This is a genomic window from Shinella sp. 838 (genome assembly GCF_029623935.1).
In the GTDB taxonomy this organism is placed as follows: domain Bacteria; phylum Pseudomonadota; class Alphaproteobacteria; order Rhizobiales; family Rhizobiaceae; genus Shinella.
This window is the reverse complement of sequence record NZ_JARSBQ010000020.1, coordinates 22,646-44,205: the sequence shown is the minus strand read 5'-3', so window position 1 is coordinate 44,205 and position 21,560 is coordinate 22,646. Positions and strand designations below refer to the sequence as shown.

Genomic DNA, 21,560 nt, shown 5'->3' with positions numbered 1-21,560 from the left:
TCTCCATGGGGAAGGGGGCGGGCGCGGCGAACCGAACGCCCGCCGGAAGGATCAGTTGACGCCCCAGATCTTCTTGTAGGCGTCGCGGTAGCCGTTGTTCGGATCGAAGGTGAAGCGTTCGCCGCCGTCCTCCTTGACGTTCCCGGGCAGGAAGAGATGCACCGGCACGACGTAGCCGGAATCCTTTTCGCCGGCGAAGGCGCGGTTCAGTTCGTCGACGGCCTGCCAGCCGTGCAGCGACAGTGGCTCGGCGACCGTGCCCGTCTGGTAGTAGTTCTGCTGGATGCGCTGGAAGGCCGCTTCAGAGCCGTCGCCGGCCGAGACGTTGCGCGGGAAACCGTCGGCGGCCTTGCCGGCGGATTGCAGGGCCGACGCCATGAAATCGATCGGCAGGTCGTTGATCGTCAGCGAATAGGTCCATTCGTCGCCGAACCGCTGCAAAAGGGCGTTGGTCAGCGGCGGCATGCGGTTGGAGGCTTCGGCGAGCGGCGTGTCCTCGATCGTCAGCAGCTTGCAGGTGGTGCAGGCGCGGATCACCTCGGCCATGGCATCGGACTTGGCGATGGCGATGTCGTAGACGCTGTCGGTGAAGATCACGACATTGGCCTTGCCGTCGCTGTCGGCGACCACGAAGGAGGCCGCCGCCTTGGAAATCTCCAGCGGATCGGTGGTGATGTTGGTGAAGACGGCATGGGTGTCGGAGGGGCCGGTGGTGGCGGTGGCGTGCCAGCCGACGATCTTGATGCCCGCCCCGGCCGCTTGCTTGATCGCCTCGGCCTGCTCGTTGGCATCGACGGAGCCGAGAACGATACCATCGGGCGAGAGCGCGATCGCCTGTTGCAGGGCGGCCGAGCGGCCGGAGACCGTGCCTTGCCCGTCGATCACCCTGACGGTCCAGCCGATGGCGGCGGCGGCCTCCTCGATGCCCTTGGAAACGCCGAGCACGCCGCCATTGCGCAGGTCCGCCGCGACATAGACGATCGACTTGCCCTTTTCGGCGAGCGGTCCGGTCGTCGGTCCCGTCCAGGCGGGATTGGGCTTGGTGATCTCGGCGATATAGGCCTTGGCGTCGGCCACGGCATCGGCCCGGGCTGTCGTGGCGGCAAGGGCGGCCAGTAGCGCAAGCGCGGTCGTCTGAAGCAGTCTCTTCATGTCTTCTCTCCTCATTGAAGACGGTTTTACGATTTCGGGGTGGGGCGGCGGGCATGGCGCACCGAGCCACGTCGGCGCTGGGCGTAGCCGGCGATGCCGATCGCCACGAGCAGGGTCGCACCGTTGAACAGCGGCTCGACATAGAAGGCGCCGCCCATCTGCTGGATGCCGGAAATGCCGACGGCGAGAATGATGACGCCGATGATCGTGCCCCAGACATTGACGCGGCCGGGCTTGATGGTCGTCGAGCCCAAGAACGCGCCGACAAGGGCCGGCAGCAGGAATTCGAGGCCGACGCTCGCTTGGCCGATGCGCAGCTTTGCGGCAAGCACCACGCCGGCAAAGGCGCCGATCAGGCCGGAGGCGACGAAGGCGCCGATGACGAAGCGGCGGGTACGGATGCCGTTTAGTTCTGCCGCGCGGGAGTTCGCGCCGATGGCATAGAGATAGCGGCCGATCGGCAGGTAATCGGAAACGAGCCACAAAGCCACCGCGATGGCGAGCACATAGAAGGCGGCGATCGGCAGGCCGAAAAGCTGGGTCGTATAGAGGGCGGTGAAGGCGGGCGGCAGGAGGCCGATGACCTGGCGCCCCTCGGTGTGCCAGAGCGCGGCGGCGTAGATCAGCGTGCCGGTGCCGAGCGTGGCGATGAAGCTGTCGATCTGTGCCACCTCGACGAGCAGCCCGTTGACGAGACCGAGCAGGCAGCCGCCGGCAAGCACGATCAGCACGGCGACCGACCAGTGCAGGCCGTAGACCGTCTGCAGGCTGATGGCGAGCACATGCCAGATGACGATGCCGTAGCCGACGGTAAGATCGATGCGGCCAGTCATCATCGGGATCATCGCGGCGAGCGACAGGAGCGCGATGACCGCCTTCTCGCCGAGCACGGCCCGAAGGTTCAGCACTGTCGGAAAGGTATCCGGCAGCAGCAGCGAAAAGAACAGGATGAGGGCGAGCGTCAGGAGCGGCAGGCCATAGACCGGCAGCAGGCGCACGAGGCGGGCACCGCCCGCAAGGTTTGCGAGATCGGAGCGCGTCGGCTCGAGCGCGTTTGAACGTAGGGACTCCATCAGGCCTCCTCCTGCCTTGAAATCGGTTCCAGGGATGCGGTGTTGAGCAGGGTCTCGACCGTGAGGTCGTCGCCCGAGAGTTCGGCGGCGACGCGCCCGTCGCGGAAGACCAGTGCGCGGTGGCTGATGCCGGCGACCTCCTCGAAATCCGTCGAGATCAGCAGCACGGCGAGGCCCCTTGCGAGCGCTTCGGCGAGCAGCGCATAGATGTCGGCCTTCGAACCGACATCGACGCCGGCGGTCGGATCCTCAAGGATCAGCACCTTCGCGCCGATCTGCATCCAGCGGGCCATGACGACCTTCTGCTGGTTGCCGCCTGAAAGCGTTTCGATCGCTGCCGTGGGGTCATTGGGGCGGATGTCGAAGGTCTGGCCGATGGCGGCGGTCGCCTTCGCCTCCGTGTCCGGATGGGCGAAATCGGCAAGCCGCCGCCCGGTAAGCGCCGGATTGAGAAAGAGGTTCTCCTGCACCGAAAGGCCGCGCGCCACCGATTCCGCGTTGCGGTCGCCTGCCACCAGGGCGATGCCCGCGCGGATCGCGTCCTGCGGATGGCGGCTTGTGAGCACGTCGCCGCCGCCAAGCACGGCTCCTCCCGAGCGGATGGCGCAACGGCCGAACAGCGCCTGGCCGACCGCGTCCTGGCCCGCGCCGCGCAGGCCGACGAGGCCGAGCACCTCGCCGCACCGCAGCGTGAGCGATACCGGCCCGACATCGCCGGCGACGAGATTGTCCAGCGTCAGCGCGACAGGTGCATCGGCTGCGACCGTCGGGCGCACGAAGACATCCTTCATCCGGCCGCCGATGATCAACTCGATCAGGCGGGTGCCGTCGAGCCGGCCAATCGGCTCGTCGGCGACGAGATAGCCGTCGCGCAGCACGACGACGCGATCGGCGATGGCGAAGACCTCGTCCAGCCGGTGTGAGACATAGATGATGGCAACGCCACGGGCGCGAAGCCGCATCAGCACGCCATGCAGCATATCGACATCCGACTGCGGCAGGCTCGCCGTCGGTTCGTCGAGCACGAGAAGTTGTGCGTCGCGCGCCAGAGCCCGGGCGATGGCGACAAGGGATTTTTCTGTACGCGTCAGGTCCTGGACCCGGGCGCCCGGATCGATCTCCTCAGAGACGAGCGCGAGCGCCGCGGCCGCCCGGCGTCGCGCACTCCGCCAGTCGATGAAACCGAACCGGCGCGGATAGCGGCCGTGCATCAGGCACATGTTTTCCGCGACCGTCATCCATTCGATGAGGCCGAGGTCCTGATGGATGAAGGCGATGCCGGGATGGCCTTCGCGCGGATCGAAACGCGCGCCGCGGAAGCGGAATGTACCGGCATCCGCGGCATAGACCCCGGCGAGTATCTTGATCAGCGTCGATTTGCCGGCGCCGTTCTCGCCGAGCAGCGCCAGGATCTCCCCGGTCCTGACGGAAAAACCGACACCGTTGACGGCCTGCGTGCCGCCGAAACGCTTGCTCAGCCCGTCGATCGACAAGGCGGCGTCGTCCGCCGCCCATGCGTCGGTAAGTGCCATGGCGATGATCCTCCTCCCTCGCAACGCCGCATACGCTTTGTCCGTTTTTCGACGTTATGATGGTAAAGTGCCGAAATCGGACTTGTCCTGCATTCGATAATCGGCCATTTTTATCAGAAAATCGGCCAATCGGACGGAGAGGGCTCGGCATGGCAGGCAAGGGAAGCGGCGAACGGTATTTCGAGGTTTCGGCCGGCATGGCGAGCCATGCGCGCGCCTTCGGTCCGGGGCGGTTCGATTTTGCCAGCGAAGGTGAAGCGGGCGGCCAGCTCGTGCGCTGCACGGCAGGGGAGCTCGAGCTTTTCGGCCATGCCGGCGAATGGGTCATTCCGGCGGATCATATGGTCTATATCCCGCCGTCCCGCATGTTTCGCCTGCGCGCCAGAATCCCGTCATCCGGCGTTGTCGCGAAATTCTGCGCCAAGGAAGTGGCGTGGCTACACAATGGCTGCTGGGTTGGCGCCGTGAGCGATTTTGCCGGCGGCATGACGGACTATGCCCTGCGCTGGAGCGCTGAAGCGGCGTCGAGCGACAAGAAAGCACGCTGCTTCTTCGTCACGCTCGGCGAGATGCTGCCGGACTGGTTTCGCCACGAGCGCATCCTGTGGACGCCCTATGCAGAAAACTCCTCGATCCAGAAGGTGATCGATTTCGCGAGCCGCCGCGGGCCGGGTGTCACCTTGCCTGAGGTTGCCGATCATGCCGGCATGTCGGAGCGCACGTTGCGCCGGCATCTCCAGGCGGAGCTCGGCCAGAGCTGGCGCGAGTTCATCCGCGAGATGCGCATGAATAGGGCAATGGAGCTTTTGCGCAAGGAGGGCCGCTCGATCACCGAGACCGCCTTCGAAGTGGGCTTTTCCTCCAGCTCCGCGTTTTCCAGCGCCTTCTTCGGCTATGTCGGCAAGACCCCGTCGGTCTATGCGAAGAGTTTCAGCCAGGGTGTACGGTCCCGCTCTGGCGCCCTGCACAAGGGAGACCTATAGCCGCGTGAAACTCTCCATCTGATCCGAAAGTCAAGCCGATCACTCCACTGGAAATCCGGTTCTTTTGCTAGACAAGGCAGTCCGGATCCGGAGGAAATTCCGCGTGGGCATGCTTTGCATTCCAGACAGCACCTCCAGTTCCCTGAAATCACGGGGCAGCCACTTCGACCGGGTATAGCGGCCTGAGCGTCGGTGATGGGACTGAAACCTTGGCATCGGCACAGGGCGGCGGCTCGTCGATCTGATTGTTTGGGGTGCTGCTGGTTGACGATCCTGGATATCACATCTTTCAGATAGCAGCCGCGCCATGTCGACGAGCAAGGCGATGGCGGCCCAGGTCTCGGCCTCGGCATTTGGACCCGCGAAACGTACATTCACCCGATTGAAGGTGACCGGGCTGATGGAGCACTTGGCGACCCTGACGTCGATCGCGATGCGACGCGTCGTCGATGAAGTGGATTATCGCCCGTTTTGATGACCGCGACGTGCAGTGACACGGCGAAGCCTGAGGCGATTTGTGGCGCGATTGACGGGAGCGTCCCGGAGTTGATCGTTGCTCCTGCCCGCGGCTTTAGCCCCCATCGGTCTCTACGCTGACATGCCGTTCGAACTTCGCCAATAGGCGGTGCATGGCCTTGCGCGCTTCCTCGAAGTCCGGGGAAGCGGCTCTTGCGGCCCGGTCCGCGTCGTAAGCGTCTCTGGATGCAAACCTGCACTCCCATCGAACATCCGGGCCGTCGCCCTCCAGCTTGACGAGGATCAGCCCCGGCTTGAGCCCCAGGCTGCGCCGGATCTCGCTTGCCTTGCGGCGCTGATCGAGCACCGTGTCGGCCAAGCCTTCCCTGGCAAAGTAGTTGGTCGCTTCGACGATCATGGTTTCCCTCCCATCTGCCGGCGAAAAAATCGATCCGGCCGTCCTTGACATTCAAAATCATGATCATAAAGTGTGATCACAATGAATGATCGCATTCTACAACGAGATGACTGCGACGACAAGGAGAAGGTGGAACCAGTGCCAACGATCAAGTCCATCGAAACATTGATTGTCCAATTGCCCACGCGGCGAGAGCATAAATGGGCGGGCCTCACCGAGGTCATCGGCCGCTATGTCATGGTCAAGATGACCGACAGCGATGGCCGGGTCGGGTGGGGCGAGGCGCCGGCGCTCAAGGATTGGGGCGGGGAATTCGGCCGCTACTTCGGCGAATCCGCCATGATCACCCGCGCGGTCATCGACACCTATCTCGCGCCGGCCGTCATCGGGCTGGAACTCGGCAATTTCGCAGAGCTGCATGCCCGGATGGATGCGATCATCCGCGGTTATCCCTATTCGAAGGCGGCGGTCGAGTTTGCGGCCTATGACCTTGCCGGCCGCTGGCTGAACGTTCCCGTGCACACCCTGCTTGGCGGCAAGGCGCGCGGGCGGGTGCCGGTTACCCACTCCATCGGCCTGATCTCCATCGAGGAGGCGCGGATCGAGGTCGCCAAGCTGGTCGAGGAGGGTGTCAAGACAATCAAGGTGAAGATCGGTGTCGATCCGGCGCGGGACGTCGCCATGGTTGATGCCGTGCGCGAGGTCGCCGGTGATGCGGTCGAAATCTGCGTCGATGCCAACGAGGGCTACAAGACGCCCGGCGAGGCGGTGCAGACCGTGCGCAAGATGGAGAAGAACGGGCTCAAATATGTCGAGCAGCCGGTCATGGGCATCGAGCGGATCGCCGAGGTCGGACGCCGGATCGACGCGCCTGTCATGGCCGATGAATCGGCCTGGAATGCGCATGATTCCATCCAGATTGTCCAGAACGGCGGCATCCAGATCGTCTCGATCTACACGACCAAGGCCGGCGGTCTCTACAAGGCGATGGAGGTGGGGGCGGTCTGCCGCGCCGCCGGCATCCTCTGCAACGTCAACGGATCGATCGAGACCGGCATCGGCAATCTCGCCAATGTCCAGCTCGCTGCGGCATCGCCCGCCGTGACCCTGTCCTGTGTCATTCCCGTATCGACGCCCGCCGAGGCGCAGCACGGCCAGGTCGGCGGCATCTACTACAAGGACGACCTTCTGGTCGAGCCGATGCAGTTCGTCGACGGTGCGATCGTCGTGCCGACGGGACCCGGCATGGGCATCGATGTCGACCTGGCCAAGGTCGAAAAATATCGCGTTCGCGACTGAGCGTCCGCCAGCAAACGCAAGGAGAGAGGAAAGAACATGCGGGCAGAAATCGTTGCAAAACAGGTCAAGGCTATGGCGGAGCATGGGCTCGACGCCATCATTTGCTCCTCGCCTGAGAACTTTGCCTATACGGCGGGCTTCGTCGTTCCGTCGCAGCCGCTGATCCGCCATCGCCACGCGATGACGATCGTCACCGCCGACGGGCGCAGCGCCATCTTCGGCGTCGACATGGAAGCATCGACGATCAAGCGGCGGCTACCGGACGTGCCGTCGCGCATCTGGGCGGAGTTTTCCGACGACCCGATGCTGGTGCTGGCGGACCAGCTCTCGGGGCTCGGCCTCGCCAAGGCGCGCATCGGCATCGAAATGGACTATCTGCCGGCAGGCGATTTCGCCCGCCTGATCGCGGCGATGCCCGGTGCCCGGTTCGAGCACGCGGAACCGATCCTCGCGCGGCTGCGCCAGATCAAGACGGCCGAGGAAATCGCGCTGCTCAGCAGACTGTCGCGCATTGCCGACCAGGCGATAGCCGACGCGCTGGCGGAGGTGGATGCGGGCGACAGCGAAATGGACATTGCCGGCCACCTGACCCGCAACGTCTATTCGCTCGGCGCGGAGCATTTCAAGCTCCTCATCGTCGCCACCGGCGAGCGCAGCGTGCTGCCCAATGTCGGCCCGTCCGACCGCATCCTCAAGCGCGGGGACGTCTGCCGCGTCGAGATTTTCTCGGTCATCGACGGCTACCAGGCCGGTGTCTGCCGGACCGCCATCGTCGGCGAGGCGCCGCCCATGGCCGACAAGATCTGGGCCCATCTGGTCGAGTGCAAATACGAGATCATGGAGAAGGTGAAGCCCGGCGCCAGCTGCCGTGCGATCTATGATGCGTTTATCGCCAAGCTCGCCAAGCTGGACCTGCCGCCGATCTCCTTTGTCGGCCACGGCATCGGCCTTCATCTTCATGAGGACCCCTATCTCGGACTGACGCCGGTGCTCGGCAAGCCCGGCAGCGATGCACCGCTGGAGGAAAACATGGTGCTCGGCTTCGAACCGCTCTGCTACAACACCGGCTACGGCTTCGGCATGCAGAACAAGGACATGTTGCTTGTAACGTCGAGCGGATCAGAACTCCTGTCCGACTACACCAACACGGACAAGCTGATCGTCTGTGGCACGGCCAGGCAGGGTCTGAAGGCGCAGGCTGTCGCCTGAGAGTGCAGCTCGCGGCCGGGCCGGTCTCCTGTCCGCGGCCATGAGTGTCGCCCGCCGTTTCGCATGGCGGGCGATCGGGAGGGAAATTTGTTGAAGCATTGGGTGGAGCCGCATGCGTACGCTGATTGAAAATCTGAACTTCGCTTTCACGGTCGACAAGGACGATACGGTGCTGCGCAATGCCAGCGTGGTGGTCGAGAACGACCGCATTGCCGACATCGGAGCGGCGGAGGAGGTCAAGGCGCGCCACCAGGGCGAGCGGTTCGACAAGGTGATCGACGGCAGGATGCTGGGCATGTGCCCGGGCTTTGTCGACAGCCACGTTCATCTCTCGGAAACGCTTTCGCGCGCGGTCTTCCCCGACAATCTCAACACGCGCGCCTGGGTCTTCCACTGGGCAAAGCCCTTCTATGCCTTCATCACGGAGGAGGACGAATATTGGGGTGCGCTGCTCGGCATCACCGAAATGCTCCGCTGCGGCACGACCTGCTTCCTCGACATGGGCTCGCAATACGATCCCGGGATCGTCATCCGTGCGATGGAAAAGACCGGTATGCGCGGCATTACCGGCCGCCACGCCGCGGACAACCGGCCGGCCGAGCTGCCGCACGGCTGGACCGAGGAAATGGCCGAGCATCATTTCTTCCCGGATGCGCAGACGGCGCTGAAGGTGCTGGAGGAATGCGTCACGCGCTACAACAACACGCTCGATGGCCGCGCCCGCTGCTGGGTGAACATCGAGGGCAAGGAGCCGTGCAGTCTTGAACTGCATGTCGGTGCCGTTGCGCTTGCCGAAAAGCTGGGCGTCGGCACGACCTATCATCTGGCGACCTCAATCGAGGAAGCCAAGGTCTGCGAGAGCAAATATGGCTGCTGGCCGATCACCCGGGTCGACCAGGCCGGTGGCATCCGCAAGAACCTCGTCATCGCTCATGGCGCAGCGGTATCGGACGAAGAGGTGAAGCTGCTGGCGGAGCGGGGCGCGAGCGTTGCCTTCTGCCCGTGCTCGTCCTTCAAACTCGGCAAGGGTGCGACCTCCATCGGCAAATATCCCGAGATGGTCAAGGCCGGCGTCAAGGTCGGGCTTGGAACCGATGGTGTGTCGGCGGCCGGCAACATGAACCTCATGCGGCAGATGCTGATCGTGGCGGGCATGTTCAAGGATGCACGATTGAAGCCGGACGTCTTCACCGCGCGTGAGGCGCTCCGCGCTGCCACCATCGAGGGCGCGCGTGCGCTGATGTGGGACGATGAGATCGGCTCGCTCGAAGTGGGCAAGAAGGCGGATTTCATTCTCTTCGACCTCGACCACATCGAATGGACGCCGTTCTACGATCCGTTGCAGGCGCTCGTCTTCTCCGCATCGACCGCGTCGATCACGCAGACCTGGGTGGACGGCAAGGCGCTTTATGCTGACGGCAAGGTGCAGGGCGTCGATGAGGTGGCGATCCGCAGCAAGGCCCGGGAACTGGCCGCCGCCGCAGTGGTCCGCGCCGGGCTCCACCACAGCGATGTCGAAACGACGACGACGCTCTACGACGAAGGAAACTGAATCGGACCTGCCCGGCCGGCTTCCTTCGCCGGCTGGGCATATCGCGGTCGAAAGGTGGCTGCAAGGCAGTTGCGTGAAAACGACGCGCTGTCATCACAGACGTGGCGTGCGTTTTTCCATCGCTCACCTTGTGCTGCCGGAGCACTGTGAAATCTGTGCACGCTGCCATTCGCGATGCCGAATTTGGGCCTCTCTCGGCCTTGTGTGACAGTGTCGCTCCGAATGCGCCTTCCGTTGGATAATACGGTAGAAACAATATTCTAGAAGGATATCGTCAACGCGGGTTCTCGCGGCCGTTGGGCGTATGGGTGCTCGTGGGCCCAAGGCGGATCCCGTGCGAATGCCGGCCTTGCCGATAGTCGAGGATTTGTCTGGAAAGGGTGAGTGCCTGGCGCACGCCACATGTTGGAAACGGCTTCCGCCGGTCGACGATTTGAGAATGCGAAAGCACATTCTTCTGCTTGACAATTCTATGTGTGATCATAAAGTGTGATCAAAGTTGTTGAGGAGCAACCAGTGGAGGCGGGAAAACGAGCCCGCTTCAGGCATGGGACGGGGGTGTTTTCCCCGCTTCCCCCGGGAGGAAAGAATGAAGGTAGCAGTACTAGGTGCAGGCGCCGGAGGGGCGGCCTCGGTTGCGGAGCTGGTCCAGGCGGGGCACGACGTGCATTTCTGGGCGCGGTCGGCGGAAACGCTGGAGCCGCATGTCAAACTCGGCGGCGTCGCTCATGACGGCAAGCTCGGCGAGGGTGTCGCCAGGCCGGCGCTGATCACCACCGACCTCAAGGCGGCGATCACAGGCGTTGATGTCGCGGTGGTGGCTTTGCCCACGTTTTCGCATTCGCCGATTGCAGCAGCGCTCGCCGCTGCAGGCTGGCCTTCGTCCAGCCCCGTCATCCTCAATCCGGGCCATACTGGCGGCGCGCTGGAATTTGCGCAGACTTTCACGCGCAGCGGGCGTGCCGCGCCGGCTGTCGTCGAGTTCTCGACACTAACCTATGTGGCGCGCAAATATCGGCCGGACGGCGTGAGCGTCTCCGGGCGGGCCAAGCGGCTCAAGGCGGCTGCCCTGAAGGGAGGGGCGGAAGTTCTTGAAATTGCCGGCACGCTCTTTCCGGGCCTCGATCCCGTTGCCGACGTCATCGCCTCAGACCTTTCCAATGTCAACATGGTCCTGCACCCGCCGGGTGCCGTGCTGGCGGCCGCCTGGGTCGAGGCGACGGGCGGCAGTTTCACCTTCTATGTCGATGCCATGACCCCCGGTGTCGCGCGCGTCATGAAGCAGCTTGACGAGGAGCGGCTGGCGGTGGCCAGGGCCTTCGGGCACGAACTGCCGAACCTGATTGAGGAGATGAAGCTTCTCGGCACGGTGGAGGCGGATGTGGTTGACACCAGCGACTACCGGGCGGCGATTGCCGGCGGCGAGGCCAACAAGCGCATCAAGGGCCCGGACTCGCTGGAATACCGTTACTACAAGGAGGATTTCGGCCACGGCCTCCTGCCGTTCCTGGAATTCGCGCGGATCGCCGGCGTTGAGACGCCGGTGGCCCATTCCCTCTACAGTCTGGCGCAGATCGCGGTCGGTGCCAACTATCGCGAGGGCGGCCGTACCGCCGAGGCCATGGGCATTGCAGGGATGAACAAGGATCAGGTGATCGAGAAGGTGAGGGCGAAATGAGCTGGAAGAATACCGTCATCGCGGTCGTCGCCGGGGATGCCCGCGAACAGGAGATCGCTCGCTGCGCTTTGCGGGCCGGCGCGACCGTCCGCGCCTATGGTTTCCCCTGGCCGGACGAAGGCATCGAGGGCGTCTACCACGCCAGGGACGCGGCCGATGCGCTGAGGGGGGCCGATATCGCGCTCTTCCCGATCCCCGGCATCACGGCGGAGGGCGCGTTGTTTGCCCCGAAGTGCCCAGAGAAGATCATTCCGACGCACGACATGCTCGCGGGCATGAACAAGCCGGGCCACATCATCCTCGGCTGGGCCGATGCCAATCTGAAGGGGCATTGTGAAGCGCTCGGCATCACCCTGCACGAATATGAATGGGACGTCGATCTGATGCTGCTGCGCGGCCCCGCGATTGTTGAAGGCGTGCTCAAGGTGATCATCGAGAATACGCAGATTACCATCCACAAGTCGAACGTCATGCTGGTGGGGCAGGGCACCATCGGCTCTCTGCTGACCAACACGCTGGTGGCGCTCGGCGCACACGTCCATGTCGCGGCACGAAACCCCGTGCAGCGGGCTGCCGCCTATGCGGCCGGCGCACAGTCGCTGACACTGGAGGAGCTGCCCGACTACCTGCCCCGGATGGACATCGTCATCGGCAGCGTTCCCAAGCGCCTGATGGAGCGCGAGCAGCTCGAGCTGCTGCCCAAACATGCGCTTCTGGTGGACGTGGCGGCCCCGCCCGGCACGATCGACCGCGAGGCGTCCGGTGAGCTCGGGCTGAAGGCCGTCTGGGCCCGGGGCATGGGGGCGCGCGCGCCGATCACCGTCGGACGCAGCCAGTGGACAGGCATCAGCAGGCGCATCGAAGGCATATTGGAGCAAAAGCAATGAAGGCGGATCTGGTTATCAAGAACGCGCGCGTGGTTCGCCACGATGGTGAGTACTTCGGCGGGGTTGCGGTCAAGGCCGGCAAGATCGTGCTGACCGGCGCCGACGAAGTCCTGCCGGACGCCGCCCGCACCATCGATGCCGGGGGCCGGGTGCTGATGCCGGGCCTGATCGATCCGCATTGCCATCTCGGCGTGAAGTTTCCGTTCCCGGAGGACATGCGGACCGAGACGGCCGCCGCTGCCTCCGGCGGCGTAACGACGGCGCTGCTCTATATCCGCAACTTGAAGGAATCCTACCTGCCGTTCTACGAGGAGCGCAAGGCGCTCGGCGAGGAGAATGCGGTCATCGACTTCGGCTTCCACTTCGGCATCCAGCGCGAGGAGCACATCGCCGAGATCCCCGAGATCGTTGCCAAGACCGGCGTAAAATCCTTCAAGTGCTATTTCGGCTATGAGCCCGACAACCCGATCGGCATCGTCCCGGCGACGGATGGCTGGGTCTATGCCGCCATGCGCATCCTGTCGAAGATCCCCGGCGCGGTGATCAACGTGCACTGCGAGAACACCCAGATCGCCTCGTGGATCAAGAAGGAGATCGCTGCGACCGGACGCCAGGACCTCGGCGCCTATACGGAATCGCGCCCGGCCTTCTGCGAAGTCGAAACGATCCGGCGTATGATCTTCCTCGCCGAGAAGACCGGTTGCTCCCTGCATCTCGTGCACACGTCGGTCGGCATGGGGCCGGTCCTCGCCGCCGAGGCGCAGGCCCGCGGCATCCATGTCACGGTGGAAACCTGCCCGCACTACCTGACGCGTACATGCTACGACGACGATCTCGACATGCGCGCGAAGATCTCGCCGCCGCTGCGCGACCGCAACGAACTGGAAGGCCTGTGGGCCGGCATGCTCAACGGCTCGGTCTACAGCCTTGGCACCGACCATGTGCCGTTCCTGCCCAAAAAGCTCGAGGACCTCTGGACGGAGTTCCCCGGTGTCGTCAGCTTCCCGTGGGAGCTGTCGCTGATGCTGCACTTCGGTGTGCACCAGCGCGGGCTGCCGCTCAGCCGCCTGGTCGAACTGAATTCGTTCAATCCGGCGCGTCGGTTCGGCCTCTGGCCGCGCAAGGGCCATATCGACGTCGGCTTCGACGCAGACCTCGTGCTGGTCGATCTCGACGAGGAACGCACGGTCCAGCACACCGGCAAGGGCACCTGCATCTACGAGGGCTGGACGCTGAAGGGGTGGCCGGTGATGACGGTCGCGCGCGGCGAAGTCGTCTATGAAAACGGCGCGGTCGATGAACGGCACTACGGCCGCGGCCGTTGCGTGACCGTGCCGGCATGACCATGGCGATCCCCGACCATCTCGACCTCGCCGGTCGCGTCTCATTGACACCAGCACGGTTGCCGGTGCGCGAGGCCGTTGCCAGGATCGCCGACCGAAAGGCGTCGATCCGCCAGGAGAGGCTGTCGGGGATCCACAATCCCTGGGGTCACGGCATCGCCCTGACTGATCCGTGGGCCTTCCTCGAACTGTGCGAAAGCGATCGTGTCGTTGAAGCGGCAAGGAGCGTACTTGGCGCCGACATCATCCTCTGGGACAGCGAGTTGTTCGCCGAGGCGGGCCGATACCGCGCCTTTCTGGATCAGCACCGGGAAGGCCGGTACTGGCCGGTCGCGCCGCTCGCCGGCGCCGTGGTGCTCGTGCCCATCGCCGGAGAAAATCCTGTTCCGCGGGCCGTCCCGCTGGAGGCGATGGGTCCCGCGGCGCTTTGCGGCCTTGCGGATGCAGAGCCGCTTTACGTGATCCGGCTGATGCCGGCGACGAGCCGCTTCGTGCGCGATCCTGCGCACCCCGCCAACCGGGCCTGCATGGAAGAGCAGGTCCTGGTGAACTATTCGAACCGCCCGCTCTGGCTGCTTTCCGGCGCCGACCGGGCCAACAATGATCTGGTTTCGGGCTTTGCGTCCGCCGTGCCCGTCTGGGCCTCCGGCGCCATGCCTGCTGAAAGAGAGGAGACATAGAATGCCATTCGTCGTCGTCGAAATGTGGGAGGGGCGCACCGTCGAGCAGAAGCGCAACCTCGTGAAGGCCATCACCAAGGCCATGGTCGAAGAGGCCGCCTGCAAGCCGGACCACCTGCATGTGGTGATCCACGAAACGCCCAAGGAAAGCTGGGGGCGCGGCGGCGTGCTCGGCATCGACATGGTGGAGCACAAGTGATGACCCTGGAAACCCTCGACTATCGCAAGTCGGCGCTTCTGGTCATCGACCTGCAGAATGCCTTCATTCACGAGCAGGGGACTCTGGGCGTTTCCGGCGTCGATACCAAGCGCCTCTCCTCCATCGTGCCGCCGCTGGCCAAGCTCATCAAGCGCTGCCAGGACACGGGCATCCCCGTCATCTGGACGATGCAGGAGCATTTTGCGATCGACCACAACCGAGCCAAGAAGAAGCTGCTCGGCCATACTGCGCGCCGCAAGCGCGTTTCTGCGCTCGCCGGGACCTGGGACGAGCAGATCATCGACGAGCTAAAGGACCTTGCGGATTTCGATCCGGCCTTCGTCATTCGTAAGCATCGTTTCGGCGCATTCTACGAGACTCGTCTCGAGATGATGCTGAAGATGCTGGGCACCCAGCATCTCTTCGTCACCGGGGCGACCACCAATGCCTGCGTGGAAACCTCCATTCGCGAAGCCTATCTGCGCGATCTCGATGTTATTGCGGTCGATGACTGCATTTCGGGGGTGAATGCCGATTGGGAGGCGACGGCCAAGCAGGTTTGGAAGCAGTATTTCTGCGAGATTGCTCCTTCGTCCGAGGTGCTCGACTGGATCGGCGAACAGGTCAAGCCGCGGGTGACGAACTACGGCCACCAGTTGATCATGGTCGACGATATCGACACATCCGTCGATTTCTACACGAACCTGCTCGGCTTCACGATCCGCCCGGCCAAGCCGCTCGCCGACGGCCGCCCGTTCACCGCCTTCCATCAGGGCATCGCCCTCATCCACGGCAAGACGTCTGAACATCGCCAGCTCGACCATATCGCCTTCGAGGTCAACGATGTGCGTGCCATGGATGCGAAGCTGAGGAGAGCCGGCGTCCGCTACTTTACCGACCTTCACGACGGCCCCTATGGTCTGACGATCTACATCGCCGACCCTGATGGTACGAAGGTGGAGCTTTATCAGGTCGGTGCGACGGCCTGATCTGCTTGAAGGCGATCGGAATGTTTTGGGGAACCTCGCCTGACCGGGCGGGGTTTTCTTCTTGGCAAGTCCAGCGCTTCAGCCGGGCGCCAACCCCGCCAGCGTATCAAGCTCCGCATAGGCGGGAAGGGGCGTGGAGATCGGCGAGCCGTTTCGGATGACGATGCGGTTGCTCTCCGCCCGGGAGAGGACTTCCGACCAGGAGCGCCCCTCGAAAAGGATCAGGTCGGCCGGTTGCCCCGCTGCAATGACGCCGTGGCCGTCGAGGCGCATGATCTGCGCCGGTGTCGTGCAAACCGTCCGAATCCAGTCGCCATGAGGATGATCGAGATGGAGGGCGCGCGTGCCGAGGCGGAACGTCTCGAGCATGTCTAGATCCCCGTAGGCGTTGAACGGGTCGCGCGTGTTGTCCGAGGCGAGTGCGACGGCTATCCCGCGCCGCTTCATTTCATGCAGGAGGGTGACACCACGCCAGCGCGGTGTCGTGCCGTCGGTTCTGCGGTCCTGAAGGTAGAGGTTGCAGGTCGGCAGCGCCACGACGTTGATGCCGGCCGCCGCGACCTTGTCGAGCGTCGCGTCGACGACTGAAGGTTCTTGCATGGCCAGAGAGCAGCAGTGCCCGACCGTTATCTTCTTTTCGAAGGACGAACGCAGGGCCGTTTCGGCGATGCGGCGCAGCGCGTCGGCGGCCGGATCGGCGGTCTCGTCGGCATGGAAGTCGAGGTCGAGGCCGTATTGTGAGGCGGCGTGGAACATCCGGTCGAGCAGATGATCGATATCGGGTACCGGGTAGGCGACGGCACCGAGGATCCCTCCGGCATTGGCGACACGCTCGGCGATATCGCGCAGGAACGTATCGTCCCGTGCCATGTCGATCGGGAACAGGCAGGACCCCTGCAACGCGATCCGCCCGTGCCAATGCTGGCGGAGTTCCGTGAACAGGGACCAGGAGATTCTGCCCTGCGGTGGCTGTGAATCGAGATGCGTGCGGATGGCCGATGTGCCGTAGTGAAAGGCGGAGCGGAGGGCGAAGTCGATGCGCTTGCCGAGGTCGTCGGCTGACCATCGCGCCGTGCGGTCGCTGCGCGTTGCCGCCAGCGCGCCGTCGAACGTGCCGTCTGCCGCGGGCGTGCGCGGCAGGATATGGCCCTTGTCGAGATGCGTATGGCAATCGACGAAAGTCGGCAGCGCGACACGCCCGCCAGCGTCGATCGATGGCAGATCTGCGTTGCCGGCGGCAAGGATGTGAGGTTGCACGGGCGTGATTGCTAATATTCTACCGTTCTCTACATTCACATCGGCGAGGAAGAATGCATTGCCCGCCGCAGTGGCAGCGTCCGTCCTCGTGGTCGCCGTATGAAGCCTCACGTTGCGCAGCACATAGCGGCCGAGGTTGGCGGTACGGTCTAGATGGGCGCGCAGGGCAGATTGGTCGGAAACGGTCGCAGCCATGTCTCATTCTCCCATTGGAGTGTCAGACGACTTTTCCTCCGCGGCGTCTGTCGAATGGTCGGACAGTTAACGGTTGCCGTCTGATGAAAAGTCGTTTATTGATCACAATGTGAGATCACAAATTCCACCTGTCAATCCCTGAGACGGGTTGGTGTGGCGGGGTTGGCCTTCGGGCGGATCGCAGATTTTAGACGAGATGACGGAGTCTGAAGACAAGATGCCGATCAAGAAGCCGGAAAACGAGGCCAACAGCGACGCTGCCGAAAAGCCGGCGCGCGGCCATGTCCATGAACATGTTCTTCGCTACATGCGCCGCGGCCTCATGGTTGGCGCTTTCCTGCCGGGGCAGGTGATGAGCCTGCGCAAGCTGGCTGTCGGGCTCGGCACCAGCCCGATGCCGGTGCGCGAAGTGCTCAGCCGTCTCGTCGCCGCCAACGCTCTGGAGGAGACCAAGGGCGGTTCGGTCCGCGTGCCGAGGTTGCGGCCCGAAAAGCTGACCGAGCTGTTCACGATCCGGGAGATGCTGGAGGGCATGGCGACAGAGCTTGCCGTAAAGAAGGCCCCAGCGGGATTGGCGGACGAGCTGTCAGCGATCAACAAGCAGCTTCTGGTGGCCATCGAAAAACGCGACATCCTGAACTGCCTTTCATCCAACCAGAAATTCCACTTCACGCTCTACCACGCGGCGGACAGCGAGGTCCTGATGCCGCTGATTGAGTCGTTGTGGCTGCAGTTCGGGCCGACCATGTACATGTCGCTGCTCATCCCTTCGATGCCGTGGAATGCATCGGACCACCAGAGCATTCTGGCGGCCCTGAAGGACAAGAACGCCGCGGCGGCCAAGAAGGGCATTGTCCACGACATCCGCACCACCTGCAAGGCCCTGGTCAGCGTCGCCGGCCCACAGGGGCTGGAGCTACCCTTCGCGCATGGGCCGGAGCTGCAATTCGACTACTGACACACTGCCGGGAGGAGCGCATCGTGGTAGGGAAGATCGACAAAAAACTGGCAAGCCTGGGCATCGTACTGCCGGCGACGACGGCGCCGCTCGCCAATTATGTGCCGGCGCGCCGCCATGGCAGCCAGGTCTATATTTCCGGCCAGGTGCCGGGCGAGGGCGGCAAGGACAAGTTCACCGGCAAGCTTGGTTCCGCCTTCTCGGTCGAGGATGGCCAAGCGGCGGCGCGCCTGTGCGCCGTGAACATTCTTGCTCAGCTCAAGGCGGCGCTGGACGGTGATCTTGATCGCGTTGTCGGCGTGATCCGGCTGGGCGGATTCGTCAATGCCGAGCCGGATTTCAAGGACCATCCGAAAGTCATCAATGGCGCATCCGATCTGATGGTCGCGGTTTTCGGTGAGGCGGGGCGCCATGCCCGCGCCGCCGTCGGCTGTTATTCGCTGCCGCGCAATGTGCCGGTGGAGATCGACGCGATCTTCGAGGTGGTCTGACCATGCAACCCGCTGCCTCCGCCCAGGATGATCGCATTCCCGTGCATGTCCTGACGGGCTTTCTCGGCAGCGGCAAGACCACCTTTCTTCGCCATCTGCTGGGCGAACCGGATTTCGCCGATACCGCCGTCGTGATCAATGAGTTCGGCGAGGTCGGCCTTGATCACCTCCTGGTGCGCGAAGTGTCGGAAGATGCCGTGCTCTTGTCCTCGGGCTGTCTGTGCTGCGCCGTACGGGACGATCTGGTCTCGACGCTTGCCGATATGTTCGAGATGGTGCGCCGTGGGGAGGTGGAGCCATTTCGCCGCGTCGTCGTCGAGACGACAGGGCTTGCCGATCCTGCGCCGATCATGCAGGCGGTGATGAGTGACCTGCGGTTGCGGCGTGGCTACCGTGCAGGCACGATCGTTTCTACGGTCGATGGGGTCGGTGGCGCAGGCACGATCGCCCGCTTCGCCGAAGCCGTTCAGCAGGTGGCGCTGGCCGATCGCGTCGTGGTGACGAAGTCCGATCTCGCCGAGCCCTGGCGGCTCGACGCGCTCCGCAATGATATCGCTGCGATCAATCCGACGGTCGGCCAACTCGTTTCCAGCAAGGCGAAGATGCCGGGCGCCGGCGCGCTTTTCGAGAGGGCGGGGGGCGAACGCCCACGTTATCTCGACGTTTCCGAGCAGCCGCTTTATGGCCGACACAGCGCCGGCGTCGAGACCTTCGTCGTCGACGTCGCGGCTGCCGTGGATTGGCCGGCCTTCGTCGATTGGCTGGAATTGTTGCTCGCCAGTCGCGGTCAGTCCATTCTGCGGGTCAAGGGCCTCTTGTCCGTCGCGGGCGATCCTCGCCCCGTGGTCATTCACGGGGTCCAGCACGTCGTCTACCCGCCCGAATATCTGCCACGCTGGCCGGATGGCATTTCGGGCGGATGGCTGGTGTTCATAGCCAGGGATCTCAGCCGTTCGGCCATTGAGAACGCGTTGTCGAGCATTTTCGCCTCGACATCCTGACGTGAAAAATGGCCTCGTGGAGGCTCCGCTGGCGGAGGCCGGCAACATGCATCACACTCCCGCAACGGAGGGTGGTGATGGCGACGTTCGGTTAAAATTTCCAAGCGATTTCCGTATATTGAAGGATATGCGAGGCTGCCGCCCGTGCGCGTGCTTCATCGGGAGCATCATGCGATTTCTCGCAGATTCTTTACTTGACAATCCCAGTGTGTGATCACACTATGAGATCAAGAATTGAGCAAATGGGTAGGAGGCCCTGGCACAGTTCTTGGGGAATGAATGAGGCAGGAAGCCAACAGGGCGCCAGCGGGCGTCCGCTAGGGAGGAGTGAAATGATGCATGTCAGACGTGTCATTCGCGGAGCCGCACTCGTCGCGACGACCGCTATCGCCACGCTTGTGGCCAGCCAGGGTGCAATGGCCGAGGAAGTGAAGGTCCGCTTCAGCTGGAAGCTGAAGGGCGAGTACGGTTTCTTCTATCTCGGTGAACAGAAAGGCATCTACAAGGATGCTGGTGTCACCCTCAAGCTTGGCGAAGGCGCCGGCTCGCAGGCAGCACTTGGTTCGCTGATCCAGGGCCAGGAGGATGTCGTCATCCTGCCGGGCATCTTTGCCATTTCCGCCATCCAGAAGGGGATGCCGGTCAAGATCATCGCACTCTATCAGCCGGAGTCGCCGATTGCGCTCATCTCGCACACAGAAAAGGCGGTGAAGACGCCGAAGGACTTGGAAGGCAAGACCATCGCGCATGCGGTCGGTGAGACCGGCACGTCCTATCTCAACGCCTTCTGTGAAATCAACCAGGTGGATTGCAGCAAGGTCTCGAAGGTCCAGATGGATTCCCAGTCCCGCGTCCCACAGTTCCTGCAGGGCCAGGTTGACGTGGTCAGCGTCTACAAGACCAACGACCTGCCCGTGCTCGAAGACAAGACCGGCCAGACTTTCCCCACGCTTGACATGGCCGAATACGGCCTTGCCATTCCCGGCATGGCGGTGGTGGCGAGTGATGCCGGCATTGCCGAAAAGGCGACAGCGCTGAAGAGCTTCCTTGCAGCCAATGCCAAGGCGATCGAGATGACGCGGAGCGATTCGGCCGCGGCCACCGCAGCCCTCAAGGCTGTCTGGCAGGCCGGCCCCTCGGACAAGGTCGTCCAGCGGCAGATCGAGGCGACATCGGCATCGATCCACGCACCGTCGAGCGGCACGCCCGTCGGCTGGGTCGACGAGAAGGCAATCGGCGATGCGCTGAAACTCGTCGGCAGCACCGAGGAGATCGGCAATCCCAAGCCGGCATCGACCTTCTTTACCAACGAACTTCTGACGCAGTGAGGCTAAGGTGGCGAGCACGAATGTATTCGGCGCCGATCGCGCCCAGTCAAAACAGGATAAGATCATGCGCAGGAAAAAATCGCGGGGGTCGTGGCTTGAACGCTATTCGGCGATCATTCTCGCAACCGTATTGCTTGCGGCCTGGCAGATCCTGGTTCCGCTTTCCGGACTTTCGGAATTCGTCCTGCCGACGCCGGTGGCAATTGCGACGCGTATCGTCAACGAGCTTCCTCTGCTCGCCAGCCATGCCTACGTGACCCTGTTCGAAGTCGTTTCCGGATTTGCGATGGGCGTGCTCGTCGGCATTCCTCTGGCGCTCGCGATCTTCTACTCGCGCGCATTCGAGCGTGCCATCTATCCGATCCTGGTCGCGCTTCAGACCGTGCCGAAGGTGGCGCTGGCGCCACTGCTGGTGCTGTATCTGGGTTATGGCTGGGCCCCGAAGATCACGCTCGCCTTTCTGATCTCCTTCTTTCCTATCGTCATCTCGACGGTGGTGGGGCTCCAGGCGCTGGACAAAAACCTCGTCAACCTCGTCCGCTCCATGGGCGCCAGCGAATGGCAGACTTTCTTCAAGGTGCGTCTGCCGGCGGCACTGCCGAACATCTTCGGCGGCTTCAAGGTGGCGGTGTCGCTTGCCGTGATCGGGGCGGTCATCGGCGAATACGTCGCCGCCGAACGCGGCCTCGGCTACCTGCAGCTCCAGGCCAATTCGCTGTTCGATACCACGCTGAATTTCGCGACTGTCGTTGCCATCTCCGGCCTGGGCGTGATGCTCTATTTCGTCATCGATTTCGTCGAAAGCCGCGTCACCTACAAGCGCGACACCAAGTAGGGCCACCCTCTGGGCGGTCCGAAGCAAAGAAGATTCAGTGAGGTA

General features: G+C 63.5%; 21 protein-coding genes. 16 read left to right on the top strand and 5 right to left on the bottom strand.

The genetic code is table 11. From position 1 onward, the window contains the following. Positions 1-51: 51 nt before the first annotated feature. The 3 genes from P9A16_RS32885 to P9A16_RS32875 are packed head-to-tail and all read right to left on the bottom strand — an operon-like array spanning position 52 to position 3,757. Positions 52-1,152, bottom strand: coding sequence for a substrate-binding domain-containing protein (locus tag P9A16_RS32885; RefSeq protein WP_278026420.1), 1,101 nt, complete (start codon positions 1,150-1,152; stop codon positions 52-54). A 26-nt stretch (positions 1,153-1,178) separates the two neighbouring features. Then, positions 1,179-2,225: an ABC transporter permease gene (locus tag P9A16_RS32880; RefSeq protein ID WP_278026419.1), complete on the bottom strand. Its 1,047-nt coding sequence runs from the start codon at positions 2,223-2,225 to the stop codon at positions 1,179-1,181. Then, a complete protein-coding gene (locus P9A16_RS32875) occupies positions 2,225-3,757 on the bottom strand; it encodes a sugar ABC transporter ATP-binding protein (protein ID WP_278026418.1) in 1,533 nt (510 codons plus the stop codon). Before P9A16_RS32875 ends, P9A16_RS32880 begins: the two co-directional genes overlap by 1 nt. Positions 3,758-3,906: 149 nt before the next feature. On the opposite strand from P9A16_RS32875, the gene P9A16_RS32870 reads away from it, so the two are divergent. Together P9A16_RS32870 and P9A16_RS32865 are read left to right on the top strand one after the other, a co-directional pair. Next, entirely contained in the window at positions 3,907-4,740 is an 834-nt protein-coding gene (locus P9A16_RS32870; protein ID WP_165909450.1) for an AraC family transcriptional regulator, read from the top strand. 307 nt (positions 4,741-5,047) lie between these two features. Next, entirely contained in the window at positions 5,048-5,215 is a 168-nt protein-coding gene (locus tag P9A16_RS32865) for a hypothetical protein (protein ID WP_278026417.1), read from the top strand. 96 nt (positions 5,216-5,311) lie between these two features. On the opposite strand, the gene P9A16_RS32860 is transcribed toward P9A16_RS32865, so the two are convergent. Next, positions 5,312-5,614 (bottom strand): hypothetical protein, encoded by a 303-nt coding sequence (locus P9A16_RS32860; RefSeq protein WP_278026416.1) that lies wholly within the window; start codon positions 5,612-5,614, stop codon positions 5,312-5,314. Positions 5,615-5,752: 138 nt separating this feature from the next. On the opposite strand from P9A16_RS32860, the gene P9A16_RS32855 reads away from it, so the two are divergent. The 9 genes from P9A16_RS32855 (at position 5,753) to P9A16_RS32815 (ending at position 15,450) form a co-directional block, all read left to right on the top strand. Beyond that, positions 5,753-6,913, top strand: a complete 1,161-nt coding sequence (locus P9A16_RS32855; RefSeq protein ID WP_023512519.1) for a mandelate racemase/muconate lactonizing enzyme family protein — start codon at positions 5,753-5,755, stop codon at positions 6,911-6,913. Between the two features lie 36 nt (positions 6,914-6,949). Beyond that, on the top strand, positions 6,950-8,122 hold the full coding sequence (locus P9A16_RS32850; RefSeq protein WP_050745867.1) for a M24 family metallopeptidase: 1,173 nt from the start codon (positions 6,950-6,952) through the stop codon (positions 8,120-8,122). Between the two features lie 112 nt (positions 8,123-8,234). Next, a complete protein-coding gene (locus P9A16_RS32845) occupies positions 8,235-9,674 on the top strand; it encodes an amidohydrolase family protein (protein ID WP_023512517.1) in 1,440 nt (479 codons plus the stop codon). 589 nt (positions 9,675-10,263) lie between these two features. Further along, the gene (locus P9A16_RS32840; protein WP_278026415.1) at positions 10,264-11,352 is read left to right on the top strand and encodes an NAD/NADP octopine/nopaline dehydrogenase family protein; all 1,089 of its coding nucleotides are present in this window, start codon (positions 10,264-10,266) and stop codon (positions 11,350-11,352) included. Then, a complete protein-coding gene (locus P9A16_RS32835; protein WP_278026414.1) occupies positions 11,349-12,239 on the top strand; it encodes a dipicolinate synthase subunit DpsA in 891 nt (296 codons plus the stop codon). The genes P9A16_RS32840 and P9A16_RS32835 overlap by 4 nt, the downstream gene beginning before the upstream one ends. Continuing rightward, positions 12,236-13,582 (top strand): dihydroorotase, encoded by a 1,347-nt coding sequence (locus P9A16_RS32830; protein WP_278026413.1) that lies wholly within the window; start codon positions 12,236-12,238, stop codon positions 13,580-13,582. Before P9A16_RS32835 ends, P9A16_RS32830 begins: the two co-directional genes overlap by 4 nt. Then, positions 13,561-14,262 (top strand): resolvase, encoded by a 702-nt coding sequence (locus P9A16_RS32825; RefSeq protein ID WP_278026412.1) that lies wholly within the window; start codon positions 13,561-13,563, stop codon positions 14,260-14,262. Before P9A16_RS32830 ends, P9A16_RS32825 begins: the two co-directional genes overlap by 22 nt. 1 nt (position 14,263) lies before the next feature. Next, the gene (locus tag P9A16_RS32820) at positions 14,264-14,461 is read left to right on the top strand and encodes a 2-hydroxymuconate tautomerase (RefSeq protein WP_278026411.1); all 198 of its coding nucleotides are present in this window, start codon (positions 14,264-14,266) and stop codon (positions 14,459-14,461) included. Then, entirely contained in the window at positions 14,461-15,450 is a 990-nt protein-coding gene (locus tag P9A16_RS32815; RefSeq protein WP_278026410.1) for an isochorismatase family protein, read from the top strand. Before P9A16_RS32820 ends, P9A16_RS32815 begins: the two co-directional genes overlap by 1 nt. A 78-nt stretch (positions 15,451-15,528) precedes the next feature. Here the strand turns inward: P9A16_RS32815 and P9A16_RS32810 are convergent, their stop codons facing one another. Continuing rightward, a complete protein-coding gene (locus P9A16_RS32810) occupies positions 15,529-16,902 on the bottom strand; it encodes a cytosine deaminase (protein WP_278026409.1) in 1,374 nt (457 codons plus the stop codon). Positions 16,903-17,098: 196 nt separating this feature from the next. On the opposite strand from P9A16_RS32810, the gene P9A16_RS32805 reads away from it, so the two are divergent. The 5 genes from P9A16_RS32805 to P9A16_RS32785 all read left to right on the top strand — a co-directional run bounded on the left by P9A16_RS32805 (position 17,099) and on the right by P9A16_RS32785 (position 21,515). Further along, complete coding sequence (locus P9A16_RS32805; RefSeq protein WP_245290396.1) at positions 17,099-17,860, top strand: GntR family transcriptional regulator; 762 nt, start codon at positions 17,099-17,101, stop codon at positions 17,858-17,860. Between the two features lie 23 nt (positions 17,861-17,883). After that, positions 17,884-18,351: a RidA family protein gene (locus P9A16_RS32800; protein ID WP_278026408.1), complete on the top strand. Its 468-nt coding sequence runs from the start codon at positions 17,884-17,886 to the stop codon at positions 18,349-18,351. Positions 18,352-18,353: 2 nt separating this feature from the next. Then, positions 18,354-19,352 carry a CobW family GTP-binding protein gene (locus P9A16_RS32795; protein WP_278026407.1) on the top strand — a complete coding sequence of 333 codons (999 nt, stop codon included), beginning with the start codon at positions 18,354-18,356 and terminating at the stop codon, positions 19,350-19,352. A gap of 332 nt (positions 19,353-19,684) precedes the next feature. Further along, positions 19,685-20,680, top strand: a complete 996-nt coding sequence (locus P9A16_RS32790; protein ID WP_278026406.1) for an ABC transporter substrate-binding protein — start codon at positions 19,685-19,687, stop codon at positions 20,678-20,680. Positions 20,681-20,744: 64 nt separating this feature from the next. Continuing rightward, entirely contained in the window at positions 20,745-21,515 is a 771-nt protein-coding gene (locus P9A16_RS32785; RefSeq protein WP_024270775.1) for an ABC transporter permease, read from the top strand. Positions 21,516-21,560 lie beyond the last annotated feature (45 nt).

Coding starts and splice junctions, on each gene's coding strand:
- P9A16_RS32885 (WP_278026420.1), bottom strand. CDS start 1,152: ATGAAGAGACTGCTTCAGACGACCGCGCTTGCGCTACTGGCCGCCCTT.
- P9A16_RS32880 (WP_278026419.1), bottom strand. CDS start 2,225: ATGGAGTCCCTACGTTCAAACGCGCTCGAGCCGACGCGCTCCGATCTC.
- P9A16_RS32875 (WP_278026418.1), bottom strand. CDS start 3,757: ATGGCACTTACCGACGCATGGGCGGCGGACGACGCCGCCTTGTCGATC.
- P9A16_RS32870 (WP_165909450.1), top strand. CDS start 3,907: ATGGCAGGCAAGGGAAGCGGCGAACGGTATTTCGAGGTTTCGGCCGGC.
- P9A16_RS32865 (WP_278026417.1), top strand. CDS start 5,048: ATGTCGACGAGCAAGGCGATGGCGGCCCAGGTCTCGGCCTCGGCATTT.
- P9A16_RS32860 (WP_278026416.1), bottom strand. CDS start 5,614: ATGATCGTCGAAGCGACCAACTACTTTGCCAGGGAAGGCTTGGCCGAC.
- P9A16_RS32850 (WP_050745867.1), top strand. CDS start 6,950: ATGCGGGCAGAAATCGTTGCAAAACAGGTCAAGGCTATGGCGGAGCAT.
- P9A16_RS32845 (WP_023512517.1), top strand. CDS start 8,235: ATGCGTACGCTGATTGAAAATCTGAACTTCGCTTTCACGGTCGACAAG.
- P9A16_RS32840 (WP_278026415.1), top strand. CDS start 10,264: ATGAAGGTAGCAGTACTAGGTGCAGGCGCCGGAGGGGCGGCCTCGGTT.
- P9A16_RS32835 (WP_278026414.1), top strand. CDS start 11,349: ATGAGCTGGAAGAATACCGTCATCGCGGTCGTCGCCGGGGATGCCCGC.
- P9A16_RS32830 (WP_278026413.1), top strand. CDS start 12,236: ATGAAGGCGGATCTGGTTATCAAGAACGCGCGCGTGGTTCGCCACGAT.
- P9A16_RS32820 (WP_278026411.1), top strand. CDS start 14,264: ATGCCATTCGTCGTCGTCGAAATGTGGGAGGGGCGCACCGTCGAGCAG.
- P9A16_RS32815 (WP_278026410.1), top strand. CDS start 14,461: ATGACCCTGGAAACCCTCGACTATCGCAAGTCGGCGCTTCTGGTCATC.
- P9A16_RS32810 (WP_278026409.1), bottom strand. CDS start 16,902: ATGGCTGCGACCGTTTCCGACCAATCTGCCCTGCGCGCCCATCTAGAC.
- P9A16_RS32805 (WP_245290396.1), top strand. CDS start 17,099: ATGACGGAGTCTGAAGACAAGATGCCGATCAAGAAGCCGGAAAACGAG.
- P9A16_RS32795 (WP_278026407.1), top strand. CDS start 18,354: ATGCAACCCGCTGCCTCCGCCCAGGATGATCGCATTCCCGTGCATGTC.
- P9A16_RS32790 (WP_278026406.1), top strand. CDS start 19,685: ATGATGCATGTCAGACGTGTCATTCGCGGAGCCGCACTCGTCGCGACG.
- P9A16_RS32785 (WP_024270775.1), top strand. CDS start 20,745: ATGCGCAGGAAAAAATCGCGGGGGTCGTGGCTTGAACGCTATTCGGCG.